Below are 16,347 nucleotides of genomic sequence, written 5' to 3'. Positions count from 1 at the left end.
AGGTCCGGCGATCACGTCAGCCACCCAGGACGGCGATCACGTCAGCCACCCAGGCCGGCGTCGCGGGCGCGGGCCACGGCTGCGGCCCTGTCGGAGACGCCGAGCTTGGCGAAGATGTTGGTGACGTGGTTGCGCACGGTCTTCTCACTGAGGAACAGCCGCTGGGCGATGGCGGTGTTGGTGAGGCCGGTGGCCAGCAGGCCCAGCACCTCCAGCTCGCGGTCGGTCAGCTCGGGCAGCGGCCGGGGCCGTACGTGCGGGGACGCCAGCGCGTCGAGGACACGGCTGCCGGCCGCGGCGCTGAAGACCACCTGCCCGTCCGCCACGGCCTCCAGGGAGCGGGCGATCTCGGCGGGCGTGGCCTCCTTGAGCAGGTAGCCGCGGGCGCCGGCGCGCAGGGCGGCCAGGACCGTGGCGTCGTCCGACATCATGGTCAGCGCCAGCACGGCCACGCGCGGGTGGACGGCGGTGATACGGGCGGTGGCCTCGACGCCGTCCATGCCGGGCAGGCGCAGGTCCATCAGCACGACGTCGGGCAGGGTACGGGCGACCAGCTCCACGGCGGCCTCGCCGGTGGCGGCCACGCCGGCGACCTCCACGCCGGGCAGGTCGGTGAGCAGCGCGACGAGCCCTTCGGCGAAGACGGGATGGTCCTCGACCACCACGACGCGGGTCACCGGGCGTCGTCCCGCGGGAGGCGGGCGTTCTCCCGCGAAGGGCGGGCGCCGGCGGGCCTCAGCGGGCCGGAACCGGGGCTGGGACCGGGGCCGGAGCCAAAGCCAGCGCCGGAGCCGCCGGGCGACAGGGGGATCAGGACGCGCACGCTGGTGCCCGCGCCGCCCGTGACGAGGTCGAACGTGCCGTTCAGCTCCTCGGCGCGGCGCCGCATCGAGGTCAGGCCGAACCCGCGGCGGGCCGGCGAGCCCACGCCTGCTCCGTCGTCGTCCACGGTCAGCTCCAGGTCGTCGTGCGCGCGCAACCGTACCGTACAGAGGGTGGCGCGGGCGTGCCTGGCCGCGTTGGTGAGCGCCTCGGCGGTGATGCGGTACGCGGCCAGCTCCACCGCCGCGGGCAGCTCGGGCAGGTCGGGCGGCGCGTCGAGCTCGACCGTCAGGTGGCCGGCGAAGGTGTTCCCGAGCTCGGCCAGCGCGCCGGTCAGGCCGAGCTCGTCCAGCGGCGGCGGGGCCAGGTCGTGCACGATCGCGCGGACGGTGTCCACGGTGCTCCGGGTACGGGACGCCAGGTCGCCGAGCAGCTCCTTGGCCTGGGCGGGATCGGTGTCCACGAGGCGGCGGCCCTTGTCGATGTGCAGGGCGAGCGCGGCCAGGGTGGGCCCGAGGCCGTCGTGCAGCTCGTACATCAGGCGGTCCCGCTCCTCCTGGCGGGCGGCCAGCAGGCGGCGGTGCGAGCGTTCGAGGTCGGCGTCGAGGCGGTGGGCGTGCACGGCCACCGCCAGGTGCGGGGCCAGCTCGGCGAGCCTGGCGCGGTCGGCGGGGCGCAGCCGCTCGCCCACCAGCAGCGTGCCGACCTGCTCGCCCGCGTGGTGCAGGGGAACGGCCTCCGCGTCGGCGCCGGGCTCGCCCCATCTCGCCACGATCACCCCGGACTCCTCCACGGCGACGTGGTGCACGCGCAGGCTGCGGGCCAGCTCGGCGGCCATGCGGTCGAGCAGCCGGCCGGGCGGCTCCGCGCCTGCCAGGCGGGCGCCCAGCCGGCGCAACGTCTGGCCGGGGTCGTCGCGGTCGCCGTAGACGAGCTGGTTGGCCTTGGCGCGGGCGCGGGCGTACAGGGGATGGACGGCGAAGGCCGCGAGCGCGGCGCCGGCCGTGGCGCCGACCACCCGGCCGAGCGCGAAGACCGCCACCGCGTACGCGGCCAGCAGCAGCGCGCTGACGCCGGCGAAGGCCAGCGCGCGGGAGAGCAGCAGGTCGAGGTCCCACAGGCGGTGCGCCACCACGGCGATGGCCACGGCCACGGGCAGCGGCACGGGGGTGAGCGCGACCAGCAGCGGCCCGCCCACCGGCAGCACCTGGCCCGCGGCCAGCAGCACCGCGGTCACCAGCGCCGCCGCCAGCACCCACTGCAGCTGGCGGCGCTCCGCCTCCTGCGCCCGCCGCTCACTGGCGGCGAGAGAAACCCCTCGGTCACTGACCGCTTGGAGATCCCCCTGGTCACCGCCCGTGGGGGAAGGCCTCCGGTCACTGGCCGGGGCGTGGACACCCTGGCCACCGGCCGCCGGAAGGGCGCCCGGGCCACCGGCCGCCGGGAAGGCGCCCTGGCCACCGGCGGCGGGAAAGGCGCCCTGGTCGCCGGCCGCCGGAGGGACGCTCTGGGTGCGGGCCGCGAGGGAGGCGCGCCGGTAGCGGACCGCGAGGGAGGCGACGGCCAGCGCGGCGGCGACGGCGGCGCACGCGATGCCCGCCACGCGCAGCGCGGGCGGGAACGGCGGCAGCCCGGCCAGCACCCCGGTGTAGCCGGGCGGGTAGAGCCCGGCGATGTCCACGACGGTGACGGGCCGCCATGCCCAGTCGGCGGTGTTGACGGCGATGCCGGCCAGGGCCAGGGCCGCGACGGGCCGCCAGCGCCGCGACGGCAGCCGCCCGTCCGGGAAGATCAGCGGGAACAGGGCCGGCACCGCCAGGTAGGCGGGCATCCACAACCAGTTCGACAGCCACATCGCCCAGTCGTCGCCCGGCAGGCCCCGATCGTTGATGCCCAGCAGCCCGTACGCCGACAGCGCCACGCCCACGGCCTGCGCCGCGCCCACCGCCGCCATCAGCAGCCCGACACGGGAGGCGGGCCGCTGCGCCAGCACGAACACGCCGGGCAGCCCGAAGGCCAGCCCCGCCACCGCCCGGAAGCCGTCGAACCGCTCCACCAGCCCGGTCACGCCCAGCTCGCGGAGCCGGGGCTCGGCCGCGAGCGCGCCCGCCACCAGGCACAGCAGAGCGATCCCGGCGGTGGTGGCCCATCGGATCGAGGTACGCGTCACGCCAGGAATGGTGCCATCGGCGATGTCCCGCGGTCATGGGGCTATATGTCCCGGATTTCGGGTGACCTGCGCATCATGACGCCCGGCCGGCCCGCCGGTGATGGTGTCCGTCATGAGAAGAACCGTTTCACCGTACGTGACCCTGTACGCGACCCTGGCGGTCGCCAGTGCCGCCGGCTGGGCGGCGCTCGCCGTGGAGTCGTTCCTCACGCCGCCGCCGCGCGACTACCGGGACGCGCTCGTCCTCGTCCCCTGGACGCTGTACGCGGTCGTCGTCGCCGGAGTGCACCGGATCCAGCGCGAGCGCACCGGCGCCCTCGCCACCGCCGGGCTGGCCGGCACCCTGGCGGGCATGGCCGTCTCGGCCGCCGGCAACCTCGGGGTCCTGCTGGGCGGCGACGCGATGGTGGCCATCGCCTTCCCGGTGGGGCCGGGCCTGTTCTCGCTCGGGCTGCTGCTGTTCGGCGTGGCCACCGCGCGGGCGGGGGTACTGCCCCGTTACGCGGGGGTCGCGCTGGCCCTGTCGCAGCCGATGGCGATCGCGATCGGGCTCTCCCTGTCCTGGCACGTGCCGGTGCACCCGCACGGCAGCTACACCGGCGGCCTCGGCCACGGCATCGCCGTGCTCGCGCTGGCCGCGGGGCTGGCCGCCACGCGGCGCACCGACCGGCTCCCGTCCGGATGACAGGCGATACATTCGGCAGGGCAACCCTTGCGGAGCGCACGACACACGCGTTGGGAGCCGATCATGGCCGATGGCGACCCGCCCGTACGACGGGCCCTGTTCCTGCACGCGCCACTCCGGCGCAGGCCCCGCGCGGTGCTGGAGCGGATGCTGGAGCTGGTGGACGACGACACCCCGCCGGACGGCCCCGACGGCCCGGTCGCCGTGCTGGAGCGGCGCCTGGCCGGGCTGCTCGGCAAGGAGCGCGCGCTGTTCTTCCCGAGCGGGACGATGGCGCAGCAGGCGGTGCTGCGCGTGTACGCCGACCGCAGCGGGCGCCGCACCTTCGCCGGGCACCCGTTCACGCATCTGGACGTGTGGGAGGAGCAGGGCTACAACGCCGTCCACGGGCTGGGCTTCCGCCGCACCGGTGACATGCACGAGCTGATGACGGCACGAGACCTGACCGCGATCGGCGAGCCGCTGGCGGCGGTGGTGTGGGAGCTGCCGCAGCGTGACCTCGGCGGCCTGCTCCCGGAGTGGGACGAGCTGGGCGAGCAGGTCGGGCTGATGCGGGCCACCGGCGCCGCCGCGCACCTCGACGGGGCGCGGCTGTGGGAGGCCCAGACGTACTACCGGCGGCCGCTCGACGAGATCGCCGGCCTGTTCGACTCCGTGTACGTCTCGCTCTACAAGAGCCTGCAGGGCGTACGGGGCGCCGTGCTCGCCGCCGACGCGGGCACCGTGGCCGCGGCGGCGGTGTGGCGGCAGCGGCTCGGCGGCGGCATCGCCGACGCGTGGCCGCTCGCCCTGGCCGCCCTGACCGGCCTCGACACGGTCGCGGAGCGGATGCCCGCCTACCGCGAGCACGCGATCGCCATCGCGGCCGCCGTCAACGCCGACGGCGCCGCCCGCACCCGCCCGGACCCGCCGCAGACGCCGCTGTTCCACGTGCACCTGCCCGCGTCCCGGCGGGCCGTCGAGCAGGCCGGCCGGGCGTTGCTGGAGGAGCAGGGCGTGCAGCTCTGGGGCCGGGTGCGCAGCGGGCCCGACCCGTCCCGCTGCAGCTTCGAGGTCACCGTCGGCGAGAACGCGATGGACTTCACCCCCGAGGAGGTGGCCGCCCTCATCCGCGACGTGCTGACCCGCACCGCCGAGTAGCCGTCCGGCGGACGGCGGCGCGGAGCCCCGCGGCGGTGCCCGGGCGGACGGCGGCGCGGAGCCCCGCGGCGGCGCCCGCGCGGAGAGTGCCTAGAATGCCCGGGATGGAGCTGAGCCCTCGTCTGGAGCAGGAGTGGGAGCTGCATCGGCCGGCCGTGTTCGGCGCGGCGTACCGGCTGCTCGGCAGCGTGGCCGAGGCCGAGGACGTGGTGCAGGAGGTCTGGCTGCGGGCGGCGGGCGCCGATGATCTGGCGCGGGTGGCGGACCTGCGGGCGTGGCTGATCACGGTGGCGGCGCGCACGTCGTACAACGTGCTGAAGTCGGCCAGGGTGCGGCGCGAGGACTACGTCGGGCCGTGGCTGCCCGAGCCGCTGCTGACCGGGCCCGACGCGGCCGGGCCGGTGCTGGTGGACGAGTCGGTGGGCACGGCGATGATGGTGGTGATGCGGGAGCTGGCGCCGCCTGAGCGGGTGGCGTTCGTCCTGCACGACGTGTTCGGGCTGCCGTTCGAGCGGATCGCCGAGGTGCTCGGCAGGTCCGTGCCGGCCGCGCGCAAGCTGGCCTCCCGGGCGCGCGGGCGGGTGGCGGCCGCCCGCGGCAGGGAGCCGGAGATCGCGCGCGGCGAGCGCGAGCGGGTGGTGGCCGCCTTCCGCGCCGCCTCGCAGGCCGGTGACCTGGCCCGGCTGGTGGCGGTGCTGGATCCGGACGTGGTGTACGTCGCCGACGGCGGCGGCAGGACGAAGGCCGCCCGCGTGCCGGTCCGCGGACGCGACCGGCTGGCGCCGATGCTGGCGTGGATCGAGGGGCGGCGCCCGGCCGAGCGGATCGAGCCGATCGAGGTGGGCGGGCAGCCGGCGCTGATCACCTACCGGGACGGCGTGCCGGCGTGGGTGGACACGTTCGAGATCCGCGACGGCAGGGTCGTCACCATCTGGCGGGTGGTGAATCCAGAAAAGATCCGGCATCTCGGTCACCTTTGAGCGGGCTGTGTTGTCTGCCTGGCGTACGGGAGCACGTCACAGACTGAGGAGACACACATGCCGCACATCGTGATCATCGGTGGGGGTTTCGCGGGGGTGTGGGCGGCCGCCGCCGCCGCGCGCGTACGCGGCGGCGCCGACCTGGACGTCACGCTGATCTCGCCGGACGACGACCTCGTGCTGCGCCCGCGGATGTACGAGGCCGAGCCGGACCGCGCGACCGTCCCGCTGGCCGGGCTGCTCAAGCCCATCGGCGTCCGCCACCGCCGCGCCTGGGCCGAGCACATCGACGTGGCCGCCCGCCGGGTGCACGCCGGCGGAGACGTGATCGGCTACGACCGGCTGGTGCTGGCGACGGGCAGCCGGCTGGTGCGGCCCGACCTGCCGGGCGCCGGCCTGCTGTTCGACGTGGACACGCTGGCGGGCGCGCGGCGGCTGGCCGGGCACCTGCGGGGCAGGGAGGGGTTCACGGCCGTGGTGGTCGGGGCCGGGTTCACCGGCCTGGAGGTGGCCACCGAGCTGGCCGGGCGCGGCCGGGTGGTGCTCGTGGACCAGGCCGACGTCGTCGGGCCGGACCTCGGGCCCGCGCCGCGGCCGTACATCGAGGACGCCCTGGACCGGCTGGGCGTCGAGCTGCGGCTGGGCACCGGCCTGCGGGCCGTCGAGCCCGGCGGGGCGGTGCTGTCCGGCGGGACGCGGGTCGCCGCCGACGCGGTCGTCTGGACGGCCGGGGTGCGGGCCGACGCACTTACCGAGCAGATCCCGGGGCGGCGTGACCGGCTCGGCCGGCTGGCCGTCGACCGGTGGATGCGGGTCGAGGAGCCGTCCGGAGCCGTGTTCGCCGCCGGGGACGTGGCGGCGGCCCGCTTCGACGACGACCACGCCGTCATGCAGGCCTGCCAGCACGCGACCCCGATGGGCAAGACGGCCGGGCACAACGCCGCCGCCGACCTGCTCGGGCTGCCGCCGCTCGACTTCGCGCCCGCGCCGTACGTGACCTGCCTGGACCTGGGGGCCGCCGGCGGGCTCTACACGAAGGGCTGGGACCGGGAGGTCGCGCTCGCCGGGGAGCGGGGCAAGGAGGTCAAGCAGTGGATCATGCGGCGGATCCAGCCGCCGGTCGACGACGCCGATCAGCTCCTCGCCCTGGCCGGGATGGTGCGCCTGCCGATCCCGTTCTGACCCGCCGCGCCGCCCTGAGCGCGCGCTCGGCTGGTGGCCGCGCCGTCGTGGGCGGACATCAGGCGGTCGGGGCGAGGTGGACGGAGGTGGGGCGGGTGGCGGCGTCGTAGGCGGCGCGGGCTCCCGTGGCGCCCATGCCGCTGTCGCCCGCCGGCTCGTAGAGCCGCTCGGGGCCGCCGCCCTGCCACTGGTTCACCCAGACGACGCCGGCCGGGATGCGGCGCGCCGCGGCGACGTGTGCCGGGTCGGCGGTGTAGACGGTGGCGGCCAGGCCGTACCGGGTGGCGCTCGCCCGCTCCACGCCCTCCTCGAAGGAGGAGACGACGGCGACGGGGGCGACCGGCCCGAACGTCTCCTCCGTCATGATCAGCATGGACTCGTCCACGTCCGTGAGCACGGTGGCGGGGTAGTAGAAGCCCTTGCCCTCGGGCACCACCCCGCCGGCGCGGACGGTCGCGCCGCGCTCGACGGCGTCGGTGACGTGCCGGACGACGACGTCCCGCTGCCGCCGGTCCACCAGAGGCCCGAGCACGTCGCCGGCCGGGTACGCTCCGGCGGCCTCGACGAGCGCGGCGATGAACGGCTCGGCGACGTCCCGGTGCACGTAGACGCGTTCCATGGAGGTGCAGATCTGCCCGGTGTTGGCGAACGCGCCGAACGCGACCGCGGCGGCCGTCGCCACCGGGTCCACGCCCGCGTCCACGATGACGGGGTCCTTGCCGCCGAGCTCCAGGATCGAGCGGTGCAGCAGCCCCCCGCTCCGCGCGCCGACCTCGCGTCCCGCCTCGACGGAGCCGGTGAAGTGCACGAGGCCGATCCGCTCGTCGGCGGTCAGCGGCGCGCCGGCCCGCGAGTCGCCGAGGACCAGGTTGACCACGCCGGCCGGCAGGTCCATGAGCTCCAGCAGCCGCACCGCCGACAGCGGCGAGCGCTCGGACGGCTTGAGCACGACGGTGTTCCCGGCTGCTAGCAGCGGGCCGAGCGCGCCGAGGGTCATCGGCACGGGGAAGTTCCACGGCACGATGACGGCGGTGGCGCCGAGCGGGTGGCGCACGATCGTGGTGCTGCCGCCGTCCTGGCCCGCGATCGTCTCCTCGAACGGGTAGTCCAGGGCCTCGGCCACCGCGACCTTGAACGCCTGCGCGGCGCCGCCGATGAACGCGGCGCCGAGGGCGACCGGCTTGCCCATCTCAAGGCACTCGGCCTCGGCCAGCTCCCCGGCGTGCGCGGCGACCGTGTCGGCCCAGCGGGTCAGGCGGGCCACGCGGTCGGCGACGGGGAGCGCGGCCCAGGCGGGCTGCGCCGCCACGGCGGCGTCCACGGCCAGGCGCGCGTCCTCGGCCGAGCCGCTGGGGCAGCGGGCGACGGCCTCCTCGGTCGCCGGGTTCACCACGTCGTGGAAGCGGGTGCCGCGGGCGTCCTGCCAGACGCCGCCGATCAGGTTCTGCAGGGTCTTCAAGGGGTCCTCCTAGAGGCGGTCGGCCATGAGCTCGCCGGCCATGATCGCTGTCAGGTTCGTGTTGGCCCGCGGCACGGACGGGAAGATCGAGGCGTCCACCACGCGCAGCCCGTCGAGCCCGAGGACGCGGCACGCCGGGTCGACCACGGTGGTGGCGTCGCCCGGGTCGCCCATGCGGCAGGTGCTGGTGCCGTGCTGGGCGTCCATGGCGGTGGCCAGGAGGTGCTCGCCGAGCGCGGCGTCGTCGTCCAGCACCTCGAACAGCCGGGCGTTGGCGGCCTCGGCGGAGGCGGCCAGGATGCGGGCGACCTCGGGCCCGCGGGCGAGCTCGGCCAGGGCGCGCACGCCCAGGCGCAGGCGCTCCAGGTCGCGCGCGTCCGACAACATGCGCTCGCGCACCTCGGGCTGCGCCTCGGGGTCGGCGGAGCGGAGGGTCAGCACGCCGCGCGAGTGGTTCTGGTTGAGCCACACGCCCACGCCGCCGGCGGGCAGCCGCTTGTCGGCGGCCTCCATAGACAGCACGTTCTGGTTCAGCGAGACGAACATCATGTCGTGCGGCAGGCCGCCGGGGCCGCTGGTGTAGCGGACGCAGACGTTGGTGTGGCGGTCGTCGGCGGTGCGGATGGCGGCGTGTTCCGCGAGGAGCAGGCTGATGACGATCATCGGGTGGTCCTGCATGCCGTGGCCGACGGGCAGGTCCTGCCGGACCTCGATGCCGAGCCGTCCGAGGTCGGCCGCGGGCCCCACGCCGGAGCGCAGCAGGATGGCCGGGGAGTGGATGACGCCGGCGCTGAGCACGATCTCGGCGGCGTGCTCGGTGGTGACCGTGCCGTCCTCGACGACCCGTACGCCGACGGCCCGGTTCCCGGCGAACAGCACCCGGTCGACCAGGGCTCCGCCGCGTACGGTGAGGCCGGGCAGGGATCGGGCGGGCTCCAGGTAGCCGTCGTTGACCGACACCCTGCGCCCGTCGCGGGAGTTGATCGGGTACGGCGAGACGCCGCTCGCGCCCGGCGCGTTGACGTCGGGCGCCCAGGGGTGCCCGGCGGCCAGCGCGGCGTCGCACAGGGCGGAGTCCACCGAGCCCCACCGCTCGCGCGGCGTGCGGAAGATCGGGGTGGGGCCGCCGCGCCCGTGGTAGGGCTCGTCGCCGAACTCCTCGTCGTCCTCCAGCCTGGCGAAGTACGGCAGCACGTCCTGCCAGGACCAGCCGGCGCAGCCCGCGGCGGCCCAGTCCTCGAAGTCCTCGGCCGGCGGGCGGATCGCGATCTGCCCGTTGATCGAGGAGCTGCCGCCCACGCCCCTGCCACGCCAGTACGGGGCCTGCGCCTGCCGGTCGGTGCGCGAGGACTCGACGCCCGGCCAGACCATGCCCTCGACCGCGGCGGGGTCGAGCAGGGCGCGGACCGGGTTCGGCGAGCGCCACGCCTCGTGCGTCTGCGCCGATCGGAAGTCGGGGCCCGCTTCCAGGAGGAGGACGCGCCTGCCTCGTCCGGCGGCGCGGGCGGCGAGCGCCGCGCCGGCGGAGCCCGCGCCCACGACGATGATGTCCCAGCCCGTGTCTGTCACGGCGAACCTCCTGCTCAGGGCGGCCGGAAAAGTCCGGACCGCGGCTAGCCGGTAGACTGCCGTGAGCAAAAAGTTCAGTCAAGAGTGAAAGTTCATTTTTTTCTGACCGTTGGGAGACGGGTGGTGTCCAGCCTGGCCGGCGACCTGAGCCCCTTGATCGACGACTTCGGCCTGCGCATCGGCCGTGCCATGGGCTGGCCGCCCATGGCGGGGCGCGCCGCAGGCGTGCTGATGCTCAGCCCCCGGCCCATGACGACGGCGGAGCTGCAGAGCGCGCTCGACGCGAGCAAGGGCTCGGTCTCCGAGATCACCCGCCTGCTGGTCGACAGCGGCACCGTGCGGCGCTTCAAGGAGCCCGGCTCTCGCCAGTACGGCTACGAGTGGCGCCACGACGCCTGGATCGGCTGCCTGCAGCACGTGCTGGAGCAGATGAAGGAGCTGCTGGCCCTCGCGGAGCACGCGCGGTCGCGCGGCGACGAGCTCCCCGAGCCGCAGCGCGGGCGGCTGCACGAGATGCACGAGTACTACACGTTCATGGTCCGGCACATCGAGGCCGTCTTCGAGGAGTACCGGACCCTCAAGTCCTAGTCCGGCGCCCCCCACTGCGCGCCACTGCCCCGCGCCTCGTCGAACACCAGCCACGTGCGCGTGGACAGCACGCCCGGCACGTCCTGCACGCGCTCCAGCACCACGTGCCGCAGCGTCTCGTTGTCCGGTGTCCTGACCAGGACCAGGATGTCGTAGTCGCCGCCGACCATGGCGAAGTGCTCGACGAACGGGATCTCCCTGAGCTGGGCCAGCACCGCGCGCCAGGAGTTCTGCTCGATGGTCACCGACACGTACGCGCTGGTGCCCAGGCCGGCCTTGTGCGGGGCGAGCTCGACGGTGAAGCCCGTGATCACGCCGTCGTCCACCAGCCGGGTCAGGCGGGCGTAGGCGTTGGCCCGCGAGATGTGCACCCGCTCGGCGAGCGTGCGCACCGACATCCGGCCGTCGCGCAGGAGCTCGGCGATGATCGCGCGGTCCACCGCGTCCAGCCCGGTGGCCGAACGTCCCGGCCAGCCGTTCCCAGGGGCCTCTTCAGACGACAATTGGCCCTCCAAGAGCCGGTTTCGAACCATTTGTCGCTCATTATCCATCGTGTCTTGAACGGATGGCCAGCTGGACGGACGCTTTCTGTGACAAATGTCCGCAGGAAGGATCGCCGATGGTGCACGTCCGTTCGTCGCTGGCCGGGCTCCGGTCGTACGTGCCGGGCAGGAAGGTGCCCGGAGCGGCGGTCCTGGCCAGCAACGAGTCGCCGTACGGGCTGCTGCCCGGCGTGGCCGCCCGGCTGGCCGAGCTCGCCGGCGGCCTGGCGCGCTACCCGGACATGGGCGCCGGCCGGCTCGTCGACGCGCTCGCCGCACACCACGGCGTGGCCGCGGGGCGGATCGCGGTGGGCGCGGGCTCCTCGGAGGTCTGCGCGCAGCTTCTGCACACGGTGGTCGATCCGGGGTCGGAGGTGGTCTTCGGCTGGCGCTCGTTCGAGGCGTACCCGATCCTCACCGCCGTCGCGGGCGGCGTCGCCGTACGGGTGCCGCTGCGTGACCACGCGCAGGACCTGCCCGCGATGGCGGCGGCGGTCACCGGCCGGACGCGCCTGATCTTCGTCTGCAACCCCAACAACCCGACCTCGACCGCCGTCGGGGCGCGCGCCCTGCGCGACTTCGCCGACCGGGTGCCCGAGCACGTGCTGATCGTCGTCGACGAGGCCTACCGCGAGTACGCGGACCCGGCCGCGGACGCGCTGGACCTGCTCGGCGACCGGCCCAACGTCGCCGTCGTGCGGACGTTCTCCAAGGCGTACGCGCTGGCCGGGCTGCGCGTCGGCTACTGCGTCGGCCCCGCGGACGTCATCGCGCAGGCGCGCAAGACGCAGATCCCCTTCAGCGTCACCGCCCTCGCCCAGGAGGCCGCCGTCGCCGCGCTCCTCGACCGGGCCGAGGTGGCCAGGCGCTGCGCCCTCACCGTCGCCGAGCGCGAGCGCGTCACCCGCGAGCTGCGCGCCCTCGGCCATGACCTGCCCAGCTCGCAGGCCAACTTCGTCTGGCTCCCCCTCGGCCGGGACAGCGACGCCTTCGCCGCCCACTGCCTCGGCGAGGGCGTGGTGGTGCGCGCGTTCCCCGGCGAGGGCGTGCGCGTGACCATCGGCCTGCCGGAGGAGAACTCCGCCTTCCTCGCCCTGGCCGAAGCCTGGGCGAGCGCTCCGACCAGCAGAAAGTGAGTGTCTTCATGTCCACGAAGACGTCGGCGAAAGCCGTGCGGGAGCTGCTGCCCTCGCAGGCGCCCATCCGGTTCGTCGATGAGGACGGCTCCGCCGTCAAGGCGCCCGCGGGGTACGCGGCGCCACCGGACGACCTGCTACGCGCGGCGTACCGGTGGATGGTCGTGGGACGGCGCTTCGACACCCAGGCGACGGCGCTGACCAAGCAGGGCCGGCTCGCCGTCTACCCGTCCAGCCGCGGCCAGGAGGCCTGCCAGGTCGCGGGCGTGCTGGCGCTGCGCGAGCGGGACTGGCTGTTCCCCACCTACCGCGACTCGGTGGCGCTGGTGGCGCGCGGCCTCGACCCGGTCGAGGTGCTGACGCTGCTGCGCGGCGACTGGCACTGCGGCTACGACCCGGCCGCGACCCGGGTGGCGCCGCAGTGCACGCCGCTGGCCACGCAGGTGCTGCACGCCACCGGCATGGCCGAGGCGATGCGCCGCAAGGGCGAGGACGGCGTGGTGATGGCCTTCATCGGGGACGGTGGCACCAGCGAGGGCGACTTCCACGAGGCGCTCAACTTCGCCGCCGTGCTCAAGGCGCCGGTCGTCTTCTTCGTGCAGAACAACAAGTACGCCATCTCCGTGCCGCTGGCCAAGCAGAGCGCGGCGCCGGCGCTGGCGTACAAGGGCGTCGGGTACGGCGTGCCCGCCGAGCAGGTGGACGGCAACGACCTCGTGGCGGTGCTGTCCGTGCTGGGCGCGGCCGTCGAGCACGCGCGCTCCGGGAAGGGCCCGTTCCTCGTCGAGGCGCACACGTACCGGATGGACGCGCACACCAACGCCGACGACGCCACCCGCTACCGCGACGACGACGAGGTGCGGCGCTGGAGCGCGGCCGACCCGCTGCCGCGGCTGGAGGCGTACCTGCGCGGGCGCGGCCTGCTCACCGACGAGGACGTCGAGTCCGCCCGCGCCCAGGGCGAGTCGTTCGCCGCGGACCTGCGGGCGCGGATGAACGCCGACACGGAGCCCGACCTCCTCGAGATCTTCGACCACGTCTACGCCGAGCCCACCCCCCAGCTCCTCGAACAGCGCGAGCAGCTGCGGGCCGAGCTGAACGCACAGGAGAGCTGACATGCCCACCCTCTCGATGGCGCAGGCCCTGAACACCGCCCTGCGCGACGCGCTGCGCGACGACGAGCGCGTGCTGGTCTTCGGCGAGGACGTCGGGCCGCTCGGCGGCGTCTTCCGCATCACCGACGGGCTGACCAGGGACTTCGGCGAGGAACGCTGCTTCGACACGCCGCTGGCCGAGTCGGGCATCGTCGGCCTGGCGGTCGGCATGGCGATGGGCGGCTACCGGCCGGTGGTCGAGATGCAGTTCGACGCCTTCGCCTATCCGGCGTTCGAGCAGATCGCCTCGCACGTCGCCAAGCTGCGCAACCGCACCCGGGGCAGGCTGTCGCTGCCGATGGTGATCCGGGTGCCGTACGCGGGTGGCATCGGCGGGGTCGAGCACCACTGCGACTCCAGCGAGGCGTACTACGCGCACACGCCCGGGCTGAAGGTCGTCACCCCGGCCACCGTCGAGGACGCCTACTGGCTGTTGCGCGACGCCATCGCCGACCCCGATCCGGTGGTGTTCCTGGAGCCGAAGAAGCTGTACTGGGCCAAGGCGGAGGCCGCGCTGGAGCGGCGCGCGGCGGCGCCGTTCGGGCGGGCCATGATCAGGCGGCCCGGCCGTGACGCCACCCTGGTCGCCTACGGGCCCTCGGTGCCCGTCGCGCTGGAGGCCGCCTCCGCCGCCGCCGAGGACGGGCTGGACCTGGAGGTCGTGGACCTGCGGACGATCGTGCCGCTCGACGACGAGACCGTGGTCGAGTCGGTGCGGCGCACCGGGCGGTGCGTGGTCGTGCAGGAGGCGCAGGGGTTCGCGGGGGTGGGGGCCGAGATCGCGGCGCGGGTGCAGGAGCGGTGCTTCCACTCGCTGGCCGCGCCCGTGCTGCGGGTGGCCGGCTTCGACATCCCCTACCCGCCGCCGAAGCTGGAGCACGCGCATCTGCCCGGGGTGGACCGGGTGCTGGACGCCGTCGACCGGCTCCAGTTCGACGACCGGCCCGACGTGCGGCACCTGACCAGGGGGGCGGCGTGAACACCCTTGAGGCGCAGCTCTTCCGGCTGCCCGACCTCGGCGAGGGGCTGACCGAGGCGGAGGTGGTGATCTGGAAGGTCGCCGCCGGGGACACCGTGGAGATCGACCAGATCGTGGTGGAGGTGGAGACGGCCAAGGCGGCCGTGGAGGTGCCCGTTCCCTACGCGGGCACCGTGCTGGAGCTGCACGCCGAGGCGGGGACGACCCTGTCGGTGGGCGATCCGCTCATCTCGGTCGGCGCGAGCGCCCCCGTCCCCGATCGGGGTCCTGGCACGGCAGCGGAGGCCGGGCCGGACGTGGCGGCGGAGCGTTACCGGGAGGAGGAGCGGGCCGGATCCGGCAACGTGCTGATCGGCTACGGCACCGGCCACCTTCCGGGGCAGCGCCGCCGGCGCCGGGGCCGCCCCGGCACGGCCTCGTCGCACACCGCCGCCCGCGCGGAGGCGGCCCCGGTCGCCGCCCGCGTGGAGGCTGGCTCGGCCGGGACCGGCCGCCTCGGTGTGGCCGTTCCGCCGGTCGCGGTCCCGGCTGCCGGGACCGGCCGCGGGCAGGCGCCTCGCGTCATCTCGCCGCTGGTCCGCAGGCTGGCGCAGGAGAACGGCGTCGACCTGGCCGGTGTCACCCCCAGCGGGCCCAACCGGGTCATCCTGCGCCGCGACGTCGAGCGCGCCATCGCGGAGCCCCGCGAGCCGGCCGCTGAGCCGCGCCCCGGCAGGCCCGCCGCCATCACCGGCCGCACGCCGCAACCCGACCCGCCCGCCCCCTCCCCGCAACCCGACCCGCCCGCCCTCTCCCCGCGCCACGGCGCGCCCGCCGCCGCGGCCTCGGCCCAGGAACCGGAGCGGATCCCGCTGCGCGGGCTGCGCCGGGCGGTGGCCGAGAAGCTGTCCCGGAGCAGGAGCGAGATCCCCGACGCCACCACCTGGGTGGACGTGGACGCCACCGCCCTGCTGGAGACCAAGGACGCGCTGCGCGCCGCCGTCCCCGACCGGCGCATCGGCCTGCTGGCGCTGCTGGCCCGCATCTGCGTCGCCGGCCTGCGCCGCTACCCGGAGCTGAACTCCACGGTCGACCTGGAACGTGCCGAGATCGTCCGCTACCCGTGGATTCACCTGGGCTTCGCCGCCCAGACGGAGCGCGGCCTGGTCGTCCCGGTCGTCCGCGACGCCCACCGCATGACGCTGACGGAGCTGGCGGCGGAGCTGGCCCGACTGACGGCCCTGGCCCGCGAGGGCGCCCTGCCCCCGCAGGCCCTGACGGGAGGCACCTTCACGCTGAACAACTACGGCGTGTTCGGCGTGGACGGCTCCACCCCGATCATCAACCATCCGGAGGCCGCCCTCCTGGGCATCGGCCGCATCATCGACAGGCCGTGGGCGGTGGACGGCGCCCTGGCCGTCCGGAAGATCACCCAGCTCTCGTTCACGTTCGATCACCGCGTCTGCGACGGCGGCGTCGCCGGAGGCTTCCTCCGTTACGTGGCCGACTGCGTGGAGCGCCCGGCGACCCTGCTGGCCGACCTCTGAACGGGCGGTCAGCCGAGCGGCGACCCGACGCGGTGCAGGGTCCCGTCGGGATCGACGTAGGCGAACTCGCGCAGCCCGTACTCGGTGTCCTGGGGCCGTCCGAGCCGCCCCGGGACGCCGGCGGCCGCCCACTCGGCGTGCACCGCGCCCGCGTCGGAGACGTACAGGTAGACGACCGCGCCGGTGCGGCCGGGATCGTGCTCGGCCCACTCGTTCAGGTGCAGCGACACGCCGCCGCGCTCGACGAAGGCGTAACGCGCGCCGCCCTCGTAGGCGCGCACGCCGAAGCCGAGCCGGCGATAGCGTTCCATCGCCGCGTCCAGGTCCAGCACCGGCACCACCGGCGCCACGCTCTCGAACACCACCCCGTCCGCCACCGCGAACCTCCTCCTCCGGCCCTCCCCCCATGATGCCC

General features: G+C 75.1%; 15 protein-coding genes. 9 read left to right on the top strand and 6 right to left on the bottom strand.

Annotated elements, in window-relative coordinates:
• Positions 1-41: 41 nt before the first annotated feature.
• Positions 42-677, bottom strand: a complete 636-nt coding sequence (locus HD597_RS13210) for a response regulator transcription factor (protein ID WP_253742316.1) — start codon at positions 675-677, stop codon at positions 42-44.
• Positions 674-2,992, bottom strand: a complete 2,319-nt coding sequence (locus HD597_RS13205; RefSeq protein WP_253742315.1) for a histidine kinase — start codon at positions 2,990-2,992, stop codon at positions 674-676. Before HD597_RS13205 ends, HD597_RS13210 begins: the two co-directional genes overlap by 4 nt.
• A gap of 112 nt (positions 2,993-3,104) precedes the next feature.
• Here HD597_RS13205 and HD597_RS13200 point away from each other — a divergent pair, with 112 nt between their 5' ends.
• The 4 genes from HD597_RS13200 to HD597_RS13185 all read left to right on the top strand — a co-directional run bounded on the left by HD597_RS13200 (position 3,105) and on the right by HD597_RS13185 (position 6,979).
• Complete coding sequence (locus tag HD597_RS13200; RefSeq protein WP_253742314.1) at positions 3,105-3,677, top strand: hypothetical protein; 573 nt, start codon at positions 3,105-3,107, stop codon at positions 3,675-3,677.
• A 63-nt stretch (positions 3,678-3,740) separates the two neighbouring features.
• Positions 3,741-4,817: a threonine aldolase family protein gene (locus HD597_RS13195; protein WP_253742313.1), complete on the top strand. Its 1,077-nt coding sequence runs from the start codon at positions 3,741-3,743 to the stop codon at positions 4,815-4,817.
• A 104-nt stretch (positions 4,818-4,921) separates the two neighbouring features.
• Positions 4,922-5,797 carry an RNA polymerase sigma factor SigJ gene (gene sigJ, locus HD597_RS13190; protein WP_253742312.1) on the top strand — a complete coding sequence of 292 codons (876 nt, stop codon included), beginning with the start codon at positions 4,922-4,924 and terminating at the stop codon, positions 5,795-5,797.
• A 57-nt stretch (positions 5,798-5,854) separates the two neighbouring features.
• Positions 5,855-6,979, top strand: coding sequence for an NAD(P)/FAD-dependent oxidoreductase (locus tag HD597_RS13185; protein WP_253742311.1), 1,125 nt, complete (start codon positions 5,855-5,857; stop codon positions 6,977-6,979).
• A gap of 58 nt (positions 6,980-7,037) precedes the next feature.
• Here HD597_RS13185 and HD597_RS13180 read toward each other — a convergent pair whose 3' ends face one another.
• Positions 7,038-8,438 (bottom strand): aldehyde dehydrogenase family protein, encoded by a 1,401-nt coding sequence (locus tag HD597_RS13180; protein WP_253742310.1) that lies wholly within the window; start codon positions 8,436-8,438, stop codon positions 7,038-7,040.
• A gap of 9 nt (positions 8,439-8,447) precedes the next feature.
• Positions 8,448-10,007, bottom strand: coding sequence for a GMC family oxidoreductase (locus HD597_RS13175; protein WP_253742309.1), 1,560 nt, complete (start codon positions 10,005-10,007; stop codon positions 8,448-8,450).
• Positions 10,008-10,130: 123 nt separating this feature from the next.
• Between HD597_RS13175 and HD597_RS13170 the strand changes: the two genes are divergently transcribed.
• Positions 10,131-10,595, top strand: a complete 465-nt coding sequence (locus HD597_RS13170) for a GbsR/MarR family transcriptional regulator (protein WP_253742308.1) — start codon at positions 10,131-10,133, stop codon at positions 10,593-10,595.
• Here HD597_RS13170 and HD597_RS13165 read toward each other — a convergent pair.
• Positions 10,592-11,098 (bottom strand): Lrp/AsnC family transcriptional regulator, encoded by a 507-nt coding sequence (locus tag HD597_RS13165; protein ID WP_253742307.1) that lies wholly within the window; start codon positions 11,096-11,098, stop codon positions 10,592-10,594. The two genes, HD597_RS13170 and HD597_RS13165, sit on opposite strands and share 4 nt — an antisense overlap.
• A 116-nt stretch (positions 11,099-11,214) precedes the next feature.
• Here HD597_RS13165 and HD597_RS13160 point away from each other — a divergent pair, with 116 nt between their 5' ends.
• The 4 genes from HD597_RS13160 to HD597_RS13145 are packed head-to-tail and all read left to right on the top strand — an operon-like array spanning position 11,215 to position 15,932.
• Complete coding sequence (locus tag HD597_RS13160; protein ID WP_253742306.1) at positions 11,215-12,273, top strand: histidinol-phosphate transaminase; 1,059 nt, start codon at positions 11,215-11,217, stop codon at positions 12,271-12,273.
• An 8-nt stretch (positions 12,274-12,281) separates the two neighbouring features.
• The gene (pdhA, locus tag HD597_RS13155) at positions 12,282-13,388 is read left to right on the top strand and encodes a pyruvate dehydrogenase (acetyl-transferring) E1 component subunit alpha (protein WP_253742305.1); all 1,107 of its coding nucleotides are present in this window, start codon (positions 12,282-12,284) and stop codon (positions 13,386-13,388) included.
• A gap of 1 nt (position 13,389) precedes the next feature.
• A complete protein-coding gene (locus HD597_RS13150; RefSeq protein ID WP_253742304.1) occupies positions 13,390-14,406 on the top strand; it encodes an alpha-ketoacid dehydrogenase subunit beta in 1,017 nt (338 codons plus the stop codon).
• Complete coding sequence (locus HD597_RS13145; protein ID WP_253742303.1) at positions 14,403-15,932, top strand: dihydrolipoamide acetyltransferase family protein; 1,530 nt, start codon at positions 14,403-14,405, stop codon at positions 15,930-15,932. Before HD597_RS13150 ends, HD597_RS13145 begins: the two co-directional genes overlap by 4 nt.
• Positions 15,933-15,940: 8 nt before the next feature.
• On the opposite strand, the gene HD597_RS13140 is transcribed toward HD597_RS13145, so the two are convergent.
• Positions 15,941-16,309: a bleomycin resistance protein gene (locus tag HD597_RS13140; RefSeq protein ID WP_253742302.1), complete on the bottom strand. Its 369-nt coding sequence runs from the start codon at positions 16,307-16,309 to the stop codon at positions 15,941-15,943.
• Between the last annotated feature and the right edge of the window lie 38 nt (positions 16,310-16,347).

The sequence above is a fragment of the Nonomuraea thailandensis genome, assembly GCF_024172165.1.
GTDB lineage: Bacteria > Actinomycetota > Actinomycetes > Streptosporangiales > Streptosporangiaceae > Nonomuraea > Nonomuraea thailandensis.
This window is presented reverse-complemented; position numbering and strand designations above follow the sequence as displayed.

Bases quoted from the DNA above. Each gene is read 5' to 3' on its own strand.
- HD597_RS13200 (WP_253742314.1), top strand. From the start codon at position 3,105: ATGAGAAGAACCGTTTCACCGTACGTGACCCTGTACGCGACCCTGGCG.
- HD597_RS13195 (WP_253742313.1), top strand. From the start codon at position 3,741: ATGGCCGATGGCGACCCGCCCGTACGACGGGCCCTGTTCCTGCACGCG.
- sigJ (WP_253742312.1), top strand. From the start codon at position 4,922: ATGGAGCTGAGCCCTCGTCTGGAGCAGGAGTGGGAGCTGCATCGGCCG.
- HD597_RS13185 (WP_253742311.1), top strand. From the start codon at position 5,855: ATGCCGCACATCGTGATCATCGGTGGGGGTTTCGCGGGGGTGTGGGCG.
- HD597_RS13160 (WP_253742306.1), top strand. From the start codon at position 11,215: ATGGTGCACGTCCGTTCGTCGCTGGCCGGGCTCCGGTCGTACGTGCCG.
- pdhA (WP_253742305.1), top strand. From the start codon at position 12,282: ATGTCCACGAAGACGTCGGCGAAAGCCGTGCGGGAGCTGCTGCCCTCG.
- HD597_RS13150 (WP_253742304.1), top strand. From the start codon at position 13,390: ATGCCCACCCTCTCGATGGCGCAGGCCCTGAACACCGCCCTGCGCGAC.